Here is a 14705-nt window from a genome sequence, read left to right as displayed (position 1 = left end):
ACAAAAAAGCACCCATGCTATCGGTAGCATGGGCGCTTTTTGTTAGATGAGATATGCTTTGACCGTCTTTATTTGATAGGCGCAAACTTCAATCTCATCAGCCTTACTTATTTCGCCTCAGAACTTTGGTTAAACAAAGCGTTTAACACGATAGCGGCTAAAGTAGCAGTACCGATACCGCCTAAATCAAAGCCACCTAAGTGCAAACTAAAGTTACCAGTACCCATAATGACCGTCACTGCCGCGATGATTAGATTGCTGTTTTTACTAAAATCAATATGGCTATCGATCCAGATTTTTATCCCAGCAACCGTGATAAGACCAAAGACAACAATAGAAGCCCCGCCCAATAGAGCCGCTGGTATGGTCTGAATGATCGCACCAAACTTTGGCGACAGTCCCAATATAATAGCAACCAAACCTGCTACGACAAATATCGTCGTGCTATACACTTTGGTAACCGCCATGACACCAATGTTTTCAGCGTAAGTAGTGACACCTGTACCACCAAATCCTGCCGAAAAAGTTGTGGCTAAACCGTCCGCCAAAAATGCTCGGCCCATATAAGGGGTCACACGAGCCTTAGTCATACCCTCTACTGCCTTAAAATGCCCTAGGTTTTCAGCCACCAAAATAAAAGCCACAGGTGCAATTAGAATAATAGCGCTCATCTCAAAGCGCGGCGTATGAATGCTTGGTAGTCCAAACCATGAAGCGGCAGCTACTGTACTAAAATCAATCGCAGTACCAAATCCTAGAATATTGGTCATGACAAAATAAGCAACGTATGACAGCACTAGACCGACGAGTAGCAATAGACGACGCAACATACCGCGAGTAAATACTGCCACACCACTAATGAGCAATACGGTCAAGGTAGCCATCCAAGCATCAAATTGATTGGCAGACACGCCTTGAATGGTCACTGGCGCCAAGTTAAGACCGATAATCATGACAATCGCACCCGTCACGATAGGCGGCATCAAACGCTCAATCCAACCTGTACCCGTCTTCATCACTAGCAGACCAATCAATGCATAAATAATACCGCAGGCCATAATACCGCCTAGCGCAACATTTAGATTGTCATTGAACCCTGCGCCTGCATAAGCGGTCACCGCGATGACTGGACCGATAAAAGCAAAGCTTGATCCCAAGTAGCTCGGCATGCGCCCACCGGTAATCATAAAGAACATTACCGTACAGATACCAGACATCAAGATGGCTAAGTTAGGATCAAACCCCATTAATAAAGGCGCCAGCACAGTTGCACCAAACATGGCAAACGTATGCTGCACACCGAGTAATATACTCTTGGATGGTGGCAAATAGTCATTGATGCCGACTGGATCACGATCCAAGTCGCCCTTATAAGGACGCCATGTCGGAAACCAACGGCCATTTTCAAAATCTGGATTGTGCGGATAATTGATAGTAGCTGAATCAATGCCTGCAGACTCCAAGGCATTTTGAGTCGATAGATCTTGAGCGCTATTGTCTGACGCTGATGAGGGGTCTTTTTGAGATGGCATGCGCGCTTGTCCTATGTGAGCTAAGCTAAAGTAATAGGCTAGAATAACTGATAAAATAAGAATCAAATGGATATATTAATAAATGGACATATTTCTAAGGGCTTGTATAAATAGAAGAACGTTAAGTCTTTCTATCTATAATATGTCATCCCAATTCATTCATTTATGTTGTAATATGACAAACCCAAAGTATTATTTGGTATGATAGCCATATCTTGCTAGATGTATGAATACGGATATGTCTGACTGAAAAAACTAGTCTTTTTTAATCCGTCTTATTTTACGATGATAACCAACTTACAGGATGTTACATAGTTGTTGACTGCGAGCATGATAACGGAGTTTCAAAATAAATAAAAGTTATTATTCAACTGCCCTCAGTGCTCATTTACCTTATAACCTTCATAAATAGTGTCTCGCGCCCACCTATCAATGGTGACTAGGAGCGACGGCTGTCTATTATATTTTTCACAAAAGCGTCTAATGCCACAGGTACAATAGGCTAAAGCGCTTAAAATTTTTGGTGACTTATTATGATCAGTGTTTTTGATTTATTTAAAATCGGCATTGGCCCATCCAGTTCGCATACAGTCGGACCGATGGTCGCTGCAAACTTATTTTTGACCTCGCTAACTGAGCAGATGGAACTGACTGCGGTTAAGACCATTGAGATTGAACTGTATGGCTCTTTGGCAGCGACCGGAAAAGGCCATGCAACCGATACGGCTATCTTGTTGGGATTGCTTGGGCACACGCCTAGCACTATAGACACACGTATGACCAGTAGCTACCTATCTCCTATCTTCTCTGACAAAATTCTCAATGTATCAGGCACGCATACGATTGCTTTTGATACAGAGCAAGACATATACTGGTATGACGACACTGTACTGCCTTATCACCCTAATGCATTGACGCTACGCGCTATCTCAACTGAAGGCGTTCGCTATCAGCAGACTTATTATTCAGTCGGTGGCGGTTTTGTTATTAATGAAGAAGATGCAACTAACCCAGACGAAGATCATGCCAGCCCGACCATCGATAGAGTTCCCTACCCGTTCAATAACGCAGCGGAGCTACTAGAGCAATGTCGTGAGCATGACTTGAGTATCAGCGAATTGGTACTGGCAAACGAATGTCACTTCCATGCCAAAGAAGAAGTATTTGCTTATCTAGATAGCATTTGGGAAGTGATGCAAGACTGCGTCAAACAAGGCTGTGAAAATGGCGGCATCCTACCGGGTGGATTAGATGTAAAACGCCGTGCCCAAGATTTGCATACACAGCTGTGTGCTGAAAAAGACCAACCTATCACCAAGACTGATAAGTTAGCCGCTATGGACTGGGTCGATTTGTACGCGCTCGCCGTCAATGAAGAAAACGCCAATGGCGGCAAAGTAGTTACAGCGCCAACTAATGGCGCAGCAGGTATCATTCCTGCCGTACTGCACTACTATCGTGATTTTTTGCCCAACTACAGCCAAGATGGCGTTCGTAAATTTTTGCTAAACGCCACTGCTATCGGTAGCCTTATCAAACAAAATGCTTCAATCTCTGGTGCTGAAGTCGGTTGCCAAGGTGAAGTTGGTTCTGCGTGTGCAATGGCAGGCTCTGCACTGGCAGAAATCATGAATGGCACACCAGCTAAATGCTTAAATGCTGCTGAGATTGGTATTGAGCACAATCTAGGTCTTACTTGTGACCCTATTGGCGGACTGGTACAAGTGCCTTGTATCGAGCGTAATGCGATGGGTGCAGTTAAAGCAATCAATGCAGCACGTCTAGCCTGTAGAGGTAATGGTCAGCACTTCGTCTCTTTAGACAAAGCGATAGAGACGATGAAGCAAACAGGTGCCGATATGTCTGATAAATATAAAGAGACGGCACGAGGCGGCCTGGCGGTTTATGCTGACAATAGAATCCCTACAGCAACGCGCGGCGTTAGTGTCAATTACAGTCAATGCTAATTTGACTTCTCAGAACATAATTTACTGATAATAAAAACAACAAAAAGGCCTCTAATTCGTTAGAGGCCTTTTTGTCATGTATAACTGGTTTATCGTCTATATATTGCTATCAATATTATTCAGCAGTTTTTGATACCACTTCGTTTAGAATCCAAACTGGCTGTACGACATTAGAGCCCTCTGCTGTTACTGCTTCTTGACGTACATCTAGGACATAACGATAGTTCGGCTCATAGGTAAAGCCTTGAATATTACCGTTTAGCGTGGTGTAGTTTTTCTGATAGGTCTGACGATACTGCAAGCACTGTGATTCGACCATGCTGCCATCAGTAGCAGTCAGGTCACATACTGCTTTACGCGGTGCAATTTCTACTTCAAAACTTGGAATATTTACTACTTTTACATTCATAGGTTGTCCTTCAACAACCATCGTGCGCTCATTGTCCATACCCATCGTAGAGCAACCAGAAAGGGCAAAAGTTGTCATCAATGCTGCAAGTGCTAATTTCTTCATTATTCAATCCTCAGATAATTGTTATTAATTCTTTATTGATAGCTTAGTTACTGGCTTATTTATTGATTTAGCTAATAATTCATTGTTACTCATTGTTACTTAGATAAACTTATTATTTTGAACACTTTATCTTGCTTTGCTACAAGCTAATAAGGCTGTTTGCTTCTTACTGAAACCAGTATAGGTCGCTAGTCGTCTTGCCCTCTATGACTGCTTTGTAAAGTAACGTCAGCTTTTGCAACTGATGTTAATGAAGCGTATTAAATAGCGGAGTTATTTGCTACTGAGGAGATGATTGACATTAAAAAGCCAGAACAATATTTGTTCTGGCTCTTATACAACTATGCAAATTCTGTTTTATTGAAGAGTACTAGCTACGATAATCAGCATTTATTTTGACATAATCGTATGATAAATCGCAGGTATATACGGTATCACTAGCATCGCCACGTGCAAGGTCGATATGAATGGTAATCTCAGGTCGGCTCATGACTGTTTTGCCCGCTTCCTCTGTATAGTCAGGTGCAACACCGCCATTTTGACAAATCATTACCTCGTCTAGATACACATCAACTTGCTCTGTGTCTAAATTTTCGATACCAGCATAGCCCACTGCTGCTAATATGCGTCCCCAGTTAGCATCACTGGCAAAGAATGCCGTTTTTACTAAAGGTGAATGTGCGACTGCATAAGCCACATCGCAGCATTCTTGCGTGGTTTGACCGCCAGTCACCTTGACCGTCATAAATTTAGTAGCGCCTTCGCCATCACGTACAATCAGTTGTGCCAGACGAACAAACACATCAGCTAATGCATCGAACACAGGCTGATAATGTGGATGCTCTGGACTATCAATCACCTCTGAGCTAGCAGCACCTGTTGCAATCAACACACAACAATCATTGGTTGAGGTATCACCATCAACAGTAATGCGGTTGAAAGACTGCTCATTGATAGCGCTTAGCATTTCTTGTAATAAGTCAGCTGCGATGTTGGCATCTGTCGCCACATAGCCCAGCATAGTCGCCATATTTGGGCGTATCATTCCTGAGCCCTTAGACATACCAGTGATATGATAGCTAGTACCTGCTACATCAATTTTTTGACTGGCTAATTTAGGAATAGTATCTGTCGTACGGATGCCATTAGCAGCAGCTAGCCAGCTATCTGGCGCTAGATTAGCCAATGCATTATCCAAACCTGCGATGACCGCAACACTATTTAGCGGCTCACCAATCACGCCGGTAGAGAATGGCAATATCGTATTGGTATCTACACCGGCCTTTTCAGCCAATGCTGTACAGATATCAATAGCGCGGCGCTTACCATCAGAGCCCGTACCTGCATTTGCGTTACCAGTATTAGTGACTAAATAGCGCGGACTAACCTTAGCAAAGTGCTCACGCAATACTCGCACTGGCGCGGCGCAAAAGGTATTTTTAGTGGTTACAACCGCAGTAGTAGCTTGGTCAGATATTTCGATGACTACTAGATCGTCGCGGTCCTTATAACGGACGCCTGCCGCTGTGGCACTGAGTTTGATACCATCGATAGGATAGATAACGTCAGGTACTGATACATTTCCAACAGCCATAATAAGATCCTTATTTTTCAATTTTTATCGTTATTTACGGAATACGAAGTGATAAATATATAGTCAGTTTAAGACAATTTAAATATAAGGATAACTAGCTACAGCACTACAATAAGCAGACTGAACAAGCTAATCATCGTATCTAATTGACATTAGATTGACTATATATAGGCATCACGGTATATAAGCATTACGGTTTCTTTAGGTCGAATGCTGACCAAATTGGTGCATGGTCAGATGGTTTTTCCATAGCACGTAGCTCATAACTGATACCAGCGTCGATACATTTATCGATTAAGTCTGAAGTGCATAGAATATGATCAATACGTAACCCGCGCTTAGGTTCATCATTGAAGCCGCGACTGCGATAATCAAACCAACTGTATAACTCAGTGCTCTCTGGATAATGCAGACGGTAAGTATCTGTCAGCTCACGTGACATCAATGCTGAATACCATTCGCGCTCTTCCGGCAGAAATGAGGTTTTTCTGTTTTTCAACCAACGCTTGGCATTGACTTCACCAATACCAATATCGATATCTTTTGGTGCAATATTCATATCACCCATGACGATAATCGAACGACCTTCCGCTTTTAGCGTATCAATATAAGCCATCAAATTGGCATAATAAGCGCGCTTCATAGGAAATTTGGTCGGGTGATCTTGGCTCTCTCCTTGCGGAAAGTAACCATTGAGTACATCTATTTCACGACCTTCAAACTCGTAACGTGCATGGATAAAGCGCTTTTGGGCTTCTTCATCTTCGCCAGGGAAGCCTTTTTGTACGAATACAGGTGCAGCTTTGGATAAGAGTGCAACGCCGTAATGCCCTTTTTGCCCAAAGTACTCGACATGGTAGCCTAGGCTTTCGATATCGCTAAGCGGAAATTGATCATCATGAACCTTGGTTTCTTGTAGGCCCATAACATCAGGATCTATTACCTCGCGCACCGCCTCGAGCTGATGCTGACGTGCGCGGATACCATTGATGTTAAAACTGACAAAACGGGTCATAAACTGTCCTATACTGATTGGTTGGAATATAGCGCTCTATAAATGGATAAAATATAAACGACTATGATAACAAATGTAAGCGGTTCTAGCGGTTGCATGGCCTGATATCTTGAGCTAGAGTAACTCTATTATAAGCACTATCTATTATTGGTCTATCTGAAACACTTTTATTCAACAATACTTATTAAGAATATCGAGCATCGCTATGACAACAATTAAGCAAAAAAATACGACATCAGCCATGAATGATGACACCAAACCACTATTTGCTAAAGATTATAACGTCTATATTAACCATACTGATGCTGGCGGTATAGTCTATCACGCCAATCATTTGGTATTTTTTGAAAACTGCCGACGCGACTGGTTTACTGAGCTGGGCTTACATGGCTATTTTTTGCAGACTGACAGTGGTGAAGTGCAGCATTTTGTCGTGAGTCAGGCCGACTTGCAATACAAAAGAGCCATTCTATTAGATGAGGTAATTAGCGTACGTATTGATAAAGTGGAGCTAAAACCTGCCAGCATCATATTTTACCAAAGTATATATCGCAATCTACCAAATCATAGTACTACGGAAACAGATGATAGCCAGCTACTAAGCAGCACCAAAATCGTTATTGCCTGCGTACAAAACCTTGTCAAACCAGAGCCAATGAGTAATGATGAAATAGGCAGCGATAAACCAGATACTGCAGCGATAACTCCACCAATGCGTCCCATTCGTGTGCCAAAAAAACTGCGCGTTACGATCGAACAAGCTATCGACGAGCAAGTGAATGGTCAGCAGTAGAACTGCTATGAGCATAGATACGGATATAGTGTTGTTTGAATTTGATAATCTATGGGTACATAGCCAACGAACGATACGTACTCATAGCATTAAAGATAGCAAAGAAGCCTCGAATAAAATCTCTATGCCGTCTAGCATTTATCAAAAATGGACAAGCAAGCTAACCGTAAACACCTCACTGGATAAAGAGACATCAATTCATGATCGAACGCTAATAAGCGGTGCGAGCGGTACGCTATTGTCAGGGCAAGTCACTGTTTTGACAGGAGCGTCTGGTAGCGGTAAATCAGTACTATTGCGAGTATTGGCAGGATTATTACCAATGAGCAGCGGTAATGTTCGTTTGCACGATGACACGTCGAGTAACGTTTATCACGATATGCATGAGACTGCATCTATACGGTGGCGCAAGCAGGTCGCCCTACTCGCTCAGCATCCACAGTTGCTAGATGGCAGTGTCCTTGAAAACTTACAAATGCCTTATCAATTGCATGCTCGTCAATCGCAGACTTTTGATAGAGACTGGCATGTTGCTCAGCTTGAACACTTAGATAGAAGTGCAGATTTTTTGCAACAAGACGCCAAGCACTTATCTGGTGGCGAGCGCCAACTGGTCAATACATTGCGTCTATTGCAACTTAGTCCAAAAGTTCTATTGCTAGACGAGCCAACTGCTGCTTTGGACATTGACACTTCAGCACAGCTAGTCAACTTACTCATCAGCTGGTTGCACGCAGATGCTCAGCGCACACTCCTATGGGTGACTCACGACACAAAAGATATTATGCCTTTGGCAAATAGACATTGGCACATGCAAGCAGGTGTACTCACTACAGACTTTTAAAGAACTTTTATTCAAGAATATTTAATTAAATAATGAAGTCGTCGCTTAGTTGCTCAGAAATTTGGCACGTTAATAACTTCAACCCTCACCGTGTATTATTACTATAACTATTTCCTAAATAAGCTCATATGAGTGGTACGAATGATATGCAAATATTTCTCACTTATAGTGATATCGCTCTTGCTAGCAGCCTAATTATTATCGTATTGCTCATCTCTTGGCGCTTACGTTTAAAACTAAGCAAGACCCTTTTGATAGCGGCACTTCGTACGATTATACAGCTTAGCTTTATTGGGCTGATACTGGCGTGGATTTTTGCACGTGAACAATGGTATGAAGTGCTACTTATCTTAACGGTCATGACTTTAATTGCAGGAAGTGCAGCCAAAAATCGCGTTAAACGCAGTTATAGAGGGTTGTTGACAGATACGTTATTGGCAGTCGGTATCTCAGCAATACTAGTAACGGCGATTGCGATTATAGCGATTTTGAATGTGCAGCCTTGGTATACACCGCAATTCATTATTCCTATATTGGGTCTGATATTAGGGAACTCTCTGACTGCCATTTCATTGACGAGCAATCAATTGATCGAATCCTTCCATGAGCAATCTGGACGTATAGAAATGATGCTCAGTCTATCTGCTAAGCCATTCGAAGCCGTCCATGAGCAGATAAAAGCAGCTATCACTAATGGCATGACTCCAACGTTAAACTCTATGCTAGTCGTCGGTATTGTTAGCTTACCAGGCATGATGACGGGTCAAATCCTAGCGGGCGCCGATCCCACTCAAGCCGTACGCTATCAAATAGTCACTATGTTCCTGATATGTGTCAGCAGCACGCTTGGCTGTACTATCAGTGCATTACTCATCTATCGACGTTTCTTTAATAAAAAAGATCAATTCATTTTACCGCAATAATTTTGGCATCTACACTCTTTTGTGTTTTGTCAGCTCACCAATATTAGTTATATGCTCCTTCTTTAGTCAGCTAACAAAGTTAATATATTCTTATAAGTTAATATATGTACTGCTCAGTATCGCTTACTGTTATTGTTTTAGACTAAATTCATGCTAATGTATTGCTCAAATGTATCGTTTTTTTGATACTTTATTTGTAAGCAGCAAATAAACAGTTTTAGAACGAGCATTATTTTTATTACTAAACATTTTATTTGTTTGTTCTATTTAATGCTTTATCTAAATATTTATTAAATAGAATGCTGTGATAGCAGCAAAAAGACTAGCTATTAATCAATAGACAAGGATGCTATTGAATATAGTATATATCGCCTAAATAAGTGGTGGTTTGTACTATTGATAAATTAACAACTATCCTCTTAAACCATTTTAGCCTATATCAAATTGCAAGGATGCTAACTATGATATCGAACAAACCTTGGCTTTCTCAATATCCAGCCGGTGTGCCAAAAACCATTAATCCCGATAGATATAGCAGCATCATGGAGCTGTACGAAGAATGCTTCGATCGCTTCCGTGGACATCCGATGAGCATTTGTATGGGAGTGACTCATACTTATGGTGATATTGATAACGCTTCAATGGCAGTCGCTGCTTGGCTACAGAACCAAGGCTTGCCAAAAGGTAGTGTCGTCGCTTTGATGATGCCAAACGTTCCGCAGTATCTACCAACCATGATTGGCATTTTGCGTGCAGGCTACGTTTGTACCCCTGTTAATCCTCTATATACTGGCCGAGAATTACGCCATCAGCTTAACGATTCTGGTGCTCAAGCGATCTTTGTGGTCGATAACTTTGCCCAAGCGCTTGAGCAAGTCATTGAAGAAACGGCTATCAAACGTGTGATCCTATCGAAAATGGGCGATATGATGGGTTTGAAAGGTATTTTGGTCAATACGATTATTCGTCAGGTCAAACGCTTAGTACCCAAGTATAATCTCAATGACCCCAAATACCATGTCACTAAATTCCCTGACGTGCTAAAAAAAGGTAAAAACTTACCTTTTCAACAACCAACCATGTCTCTGGACCAAAAAGCATTTTTGCAATATACAGGTGGTACCACAGGACTTTCGAAAGGCGCTATTTTATCGCAGCGTAATATCGTAGCAGCAGCGATGCAATCAGAAGCATGGACCCGCCCTATCACATCAGAAATTAATGAAGTATATATCAATATGGTAATGGCACTGCCGTTGTATCATATCTTCGCATTCATGTTGAGTTTACTTGGTATGCGTTCAGGTTATACTTTTATATTGATACCCAATCCTCGCGATATTCCAGGATTCGTCAAAACCTTGTCAAAACAACCGTTCCATATTTTCCCTGCAGTTAATACCCTCTTTAAGGGGCTGCTCGATAATCCAAACTTTAAAGATTTGGACTTTAGCTCTTTGCGTATCTCACAAGCTGGTGGTATGGCGGCTACTGAGCAAACTGCGAATCGATGGTTAGAAGTGACTGGCTGCGCGATGATCGAAGGTTGGGGTATGACAGAAGGCGTTGCAGTCGGTACCGCCAACGTTATTACCAATCGTGAGTTTAACGGTACTATCGGTGTACCAGCCCCTGGTGTCGATGTCATCATTATTGATGAAGATGGCAAGCATGTAGGTTTAAACGAAGGGGGTGAGCTATGTATTAAAGGCCCTAACGTAACCTCTGGATATCTGAATAGAGACAGTAGTGCTGATTTTACTAGTGATGGTTATTTCCGTACTGGTGATATCGTCAGCATGGATGACAAGGGTTATATTAAACTGCTCGATCGTAAAAAAGATATGATTTTGGTTTCAGGATTTAATGTATTCCCGAACGAAATTGAGTCTGTGATGCTTGACTGTGATGGTATTCTTGACTGCGCAGTAATTGGTATTCCTGACGATCATCAAGGTGAAGCGGTCAAAATATACGTAGTACCTGAAGACAATAATGTTACCAAAGAAGTGATTACAGACTTTGCCTTAGATAATCTAACGGGTTATAAGTGTCCACGCCACATCGAGTTTGTGAGTGACCTACCAAAAAGTAATGTCGGTAAAGTACTGCGTCAAAAATTGCGTGAAAAACATAATGCAGATTACCCACAAAGATAAAACAACCTTAAATTTTAACTTTTCAAAAATTTAATTTTACTTTTACTAAAGAGCACCTTACATTTAATGTAGGATGCTCTTTAGCATATTTATTCTTAATTATTTATATTTGAGAATACTCTTCTAAAACTCTCGTTATTATATTCATAAAATTAATTATTCTGGTTTTCTTAATACAGGTAATGATAGTTATTTGATAAGACAGTGATTTATTTTTATGAACCAATTGCTCAATAACTGTATCCTACAACATATATTCTTTTATTTATCAAATTTAATTATAAACTATCAAGTTCTTGTATAAGAATAACAGACCTAGTTGTAGTTATGTTAATGTATCGCCAAAATGTGTCACTATACTTTCTGTTATTTTAATATTATAGTACTTTTAATTAAGGCCAATTGATTAATATTATTTTACAAGTGGTCATTTTCATTATCAAAAATAGTAATCGGCTTTTTAATCTACTTAGATGTTTACGCTTTGTGGTTAAATCAAACTTTATATAGGCCCCATATTTTAGCAGTATGTGAATACATAGGATAGCACTCGACAATTTCTTGCTAATGGAGCAGCAACTTGAATTGTTGACATGGACGTGACTACTTTTTTATAGAGCCTTAACTTATTTCAATATTTAAGGACACTAATCATGACAGTAGATAAACCTTGGCTTGCTCAATATCCAGAAAACGTACCCAAGACGATTAATCCTGATCAATATGAAAGCCTCATAGAGTTATATGAAGAGTGTTTTAACCGCTTTCGTATGCATCCGATGACTATCTGTATGGGTGTTACACATACTTATGGCGACGTTGATACAGCCTCACTTGCAGTAGCAGCATGGTTACAAGCACAAGGCCTACCTAAAGGCAGTGTAGTAGCTCTTATGATGCCAAACGTTCCCCAATATCTACCAACTATGATTGGTATTCTACGTGCAGGTTATGTTTGCACTCCAGTAAACCCACTATATACGGGTCGCGAGTTGCGTCATCAATTGAACGACTCGGGCGCTCAGGTTATTTTTGTTGTTGACAACTTTGCTCAAGCCTTAGAGCAAGTCATTGAAGAAACCAATATCAAACGTATCGTGCTGTCAAAAATGGGCGATATGATGGGTCTAAAAGGTATTTTGGTCAATACTGTCATCCGTCAGGTCAAACGCTTGGTTCCAAAGTACAACCTAAACGATCCTAAGTATGACGTTACTAAGTTCCCTGAAGTTCTAAAGAAAGGTAAGAATCTACCGATTCAAGCGCCAAAAACCACCCTACAACAGAAAGCTATTTTGCAGTATACAGGTGGTACGACTGGGTTATCTAAAGGTGCTGTCCTAACACAACGTAATGTCGTCGCTGCTGCTATGCAGTCAGAAGCATGGTATCGTCCTGTTACTTCAGACATCAATGAAGTCTATATCAATATGGTTATGGCATTACCGCTATATCATATTTTTGCCTTCATGCTGAGTCTGCTCGGTATGCGTTCAGGTTATACCTTTATCCTAGTACCTAATCCGCGCGATATGCCAGGGTTTATTAAAACGTTATCAAAACAACCATTCCACATCTTCCCTGCCGTAAACACTCTATTCAAAGGGTTACTTGACCAGCCAAACTTTAAAAACTTAGATTTTAGTTCATTACGTATCACTCAGGCTGGTGGTATGGCGGCAACTGAGCAAACTGCAGCACGTTGGTTAGAAGTAACTGGCTGCCCTATGGTTGAAGGTTGGGGTATGACGGAAGGTGTTGCGGCAGGTACTGCTAACGTGATTACTGATCGTAAATTCAACGGTACTATTGGCATACCTGTTCCTAGCGTCGATATCATTGTAGTAGATGACAGTGGCAAACGTGTGGGCCTAAATCAAGCAGGCGAAATGTGTATTAAAGGCCCTAATATTACGTCTGGTTACTTTAATAAAGACAATACCAATGATTTCACAAGCGACGGCTACTTCCGTACAGGTGATATCATCAGTATGGATGAAAAAGGCTATATCACCCTACTAGATCGTAAAAAAGATATGATCTTGGTTTCAGGATTCAATGTATTCCCTAATGAAATCGAATCTGTCATGCTCGATTGTGATGGTATCGTCGATTGCGCAGTAATTGGTATTCCTGATGACCACCAAGGTGAAGCGGTTAAAATTTATATCGTACCTGCCGATAACAATGTCACTAAAGAAGTCATCAAAGAATTTGCGCTGGACAATTTGACTGGTTATAAATGTCCACGTCATATTGAGTTTGTCAGTGAATTACCAAAGAGTAATGTTGGTAAAGTACTGCGTCAAAAGCTGCGTGAACAGCATATGTCAAATAATCCTCAAACGTTGTAATACTTGCCCTGCTATTTCAGAGCAAATAGAAGAAGCCCACTACAATAATAGTGGGCTTCTTCTTTTCTGCTTTAAGAAAATCAGCTTAGTTTATTCATTACCTGTAATGGCAAGTGCTTCATCGCATGACTGACCATAGACCAAGGTAGGCTCGGCACACAGGCTTCATCCACACCCGCTTCAATAGCTGCGACAATTGCTTTAGTACCAGTATCTGTATCGACTTCAAATGGTAATGGCTTAGAACCTTCGTTGATTTCGGTGCGAATATAACCTGGGTAAATTGTAGAAACTTTAATAGGTAAATTGGTCAAAAGCATATCAGCACGAATGCCTTCTGCTAAGTGAGCCAAACCAGCTTTACTTGCACCATAGGTTGTCAGATGCCTAGGCAATCCACGCATGGCTGACATGCTAGATATCACGACCAAATGCCCGCTGTTTTGAGCACGGAAGATATTCATGGCGGCTTCACACTGTGCCAGTGCGGCGACAAAATTGACATCAGCAGTGCGACGATTGGTTTCAAAATGTCCTTTACCAATGCGGCGGCTATCACCAATACCCGCATTGACCACTACTCGCTCAATGCTACCGAAATCATCTGCAAAAGCATCAAACACTTGAAAGACCGTATCGTAATCACTCACATCTAGTGCTTGGTATTCGACTCGAATATCAGGATATTTGTTCATCATCTCCGATTTTAACTGTTCTAAACGATCAGTGCGACGCGCGCATATAGCCAAGTTGTAGCCAAGGCTAGCAAACAGTCTTGCCATGCCCTCGCCCAGACCTGAACTGGCACCTGTGATAAGCACCGTTTTACCGTTGCCTACTTGCTGCTGACTCAGGTCTTTTAGATAGCTTGCAGGTCGAACTGCGCCTACTATCTGGTTTTTGCTATGGCGCGCACTTTTAGCAACCAATTTTATTAATTTATTTTGCATGTACCGTCCTTTGTATATCGATATTGCACAGAATCAAATTGGTAACTTTTTAGTATAAAC

General features: G+C 41.3%; 11 protein-coding genes. 6 read left to right on the top strand and 5 right to left on the bottom strand.

The features are described 5' to 3' along the window. Positions 1-107: 107 nt before the first annotated feature. On the bottom strand, positions 108-1532 hold the full coding sequence (locus ACIGBM_RS05975) for a solute carrier family 23 protein (protein WP_397477084.1): 1425 nt from the start codon (positions 1530-1532) through the stop codon (positions 108-110). Positions 1533-2062: 530 nt separating this feature from the next. On the opposite strand from ACIGBM_RS05975, the gene ACIGBM_RS05970 reads away from it, so the two are divergent. Beyond that, positions 2063-3499, top strand: a complete 1437-nt coding sequence (locus ACIGBM_RS05970; RefSeq protein ID WP_397477120.1) for an L-serine ammonia-lyase — start codon at positions 2063-2065, stop codon at positions 3497-3499. Between the two features lie 115 nt (positions 3500-3614). Here ACIGBM_RS05970 and ACIGBM_RS05965 read toward each other — a convergent pair whose 3' ends face one another. The 3 genes from ACIGBM_RS05965 to xthA form a co-directional block, all read right to left on the bottom strand. After that, a complete protein-coding gene (locus tag ACIGBM_RS05965; RefSeq protein ID WP_057759787.1) occupies positions 3615-4013 on the bottom strand; it encodes a DUF4377 domain-containing protein in 399 nt (132 codons plus the stop codon). A 370-nt stretch (positions 4014-4383) separates the two neighbouring features. Further along, positions 4384-5607, bottom strand: a complete 1224-nt coding sequence (argJ, locus tag ACIGBM_RS05960) for a bifunctional glutamate N-acetyltransferase/amino-acid acetyltransferase ArgJ (RefSeq protein WP_397477083.1) — start codon at positions 5605-5607, stop codon at positions 4384-4386. Positions 5608-5797: 190 nt separating this feature from the next. Beyond that, entirely contained in the window at positions 5798-6622 is an 825-nt protein-coding gene (gene xthA / locus ACIGBM_RS05955; protein WP_397477082.1) for an exodeoxyribonuclease III, read from the bottom strand. A 205-nt stretch (positions 6623-6827) separates the two neighbouring features. Here xthA and ACIGBM_RS05950 point away from each other — a divergent pair, with 205 nt between their 5' ends. The 5 genes from ACIGBM_RS05950 to ACIGBM_RS05930 all read left to right on the top strand — a co-directional run bounded on the left by ACIGBM_RS05950 (position 6828) and on the right by ACIGBM_RS05930 (position 13695). Beyond that, positions 6828-7415: a thioesterase family protein gene (locus ACIGBM_RS05950; RefSeq protein WP_397477081.1), complete on the top strand. Its 588-nt coding sequence runs from the start codon at positions 6828-6830 to the stop codon at positions 7413-7415. Between the two features lie 7 nt (positions 7416-7422). Continuing rightward, positions 7423-8259: an ATP-binding cassette domain-containing protein gene (locus tag ACIGBM_RS05945; RefSeq protein WP_397477080.1), complete on the top strand. Its 837-nt coding sequence runs from the start codon at positions 7423-7425 to the stop codon at positions 8257-8259. 146 nt (positions 8260-8405) lie between these two features. After that, entirely contained in the window at positions 8406-9182 is a 777-nt protein-coding gene (locus ACIGBM_RS05940) for an ABC transporter permease (RefSeq protein WP_397477079.1), read from the top strand. A gap of 461 nt (positions 9183-9643) precedes the next feature. Next, complete coding sequence (locus tag ACIGBM_RS05935) at positions 9644-11341, top strand: AMP-binding protein (protein ID WP_296207766.1); 1698 nt, start codon at positions 9644-9646, stop codon at positions 11339-11341. Between the two features lie 653 nt (positions 11342-11994). Further along, positions 11995-13695: an AMP-binding protein gene (locus tag ACIGBM_RS05930; protein ID WP_296207764.1), complete on the top strand. Its 1701-nt coding sequence runs from the start codon at positions 11995-11997 to the stop codon at positions 13693-13695. Positions 13696-13775: 80 nt separating this feature from the next. Here ACIGBM_RS05930 and ACIGBM_RS05925 read toward each other — a convergent pair whose 3' ends face one another. After that, entirely contained in the window at positions 13776-14645 is an 870-nt protein-coding gene (locus tag ACIGBM_RS05925) for an SDR family oxidoreductase (protein WP_397477078.1), read from the bottom strand. Positions 14646-14705: the final 60 nt, after the last annotated feature.

Source organism: Psychrobacter sp. NPDC077938, assembly GCF_044542635.1.
Lineage (GTDB): Bacteria > Pseudomonadota > Gammaproteobacteria > Pseudomonadales > Moraxellaceae > Psychrobacter.
Note: the sequence above shows the minus strand (reverse complement) of the source record. Positions and strands in the feature narration are given on the sequence as shown.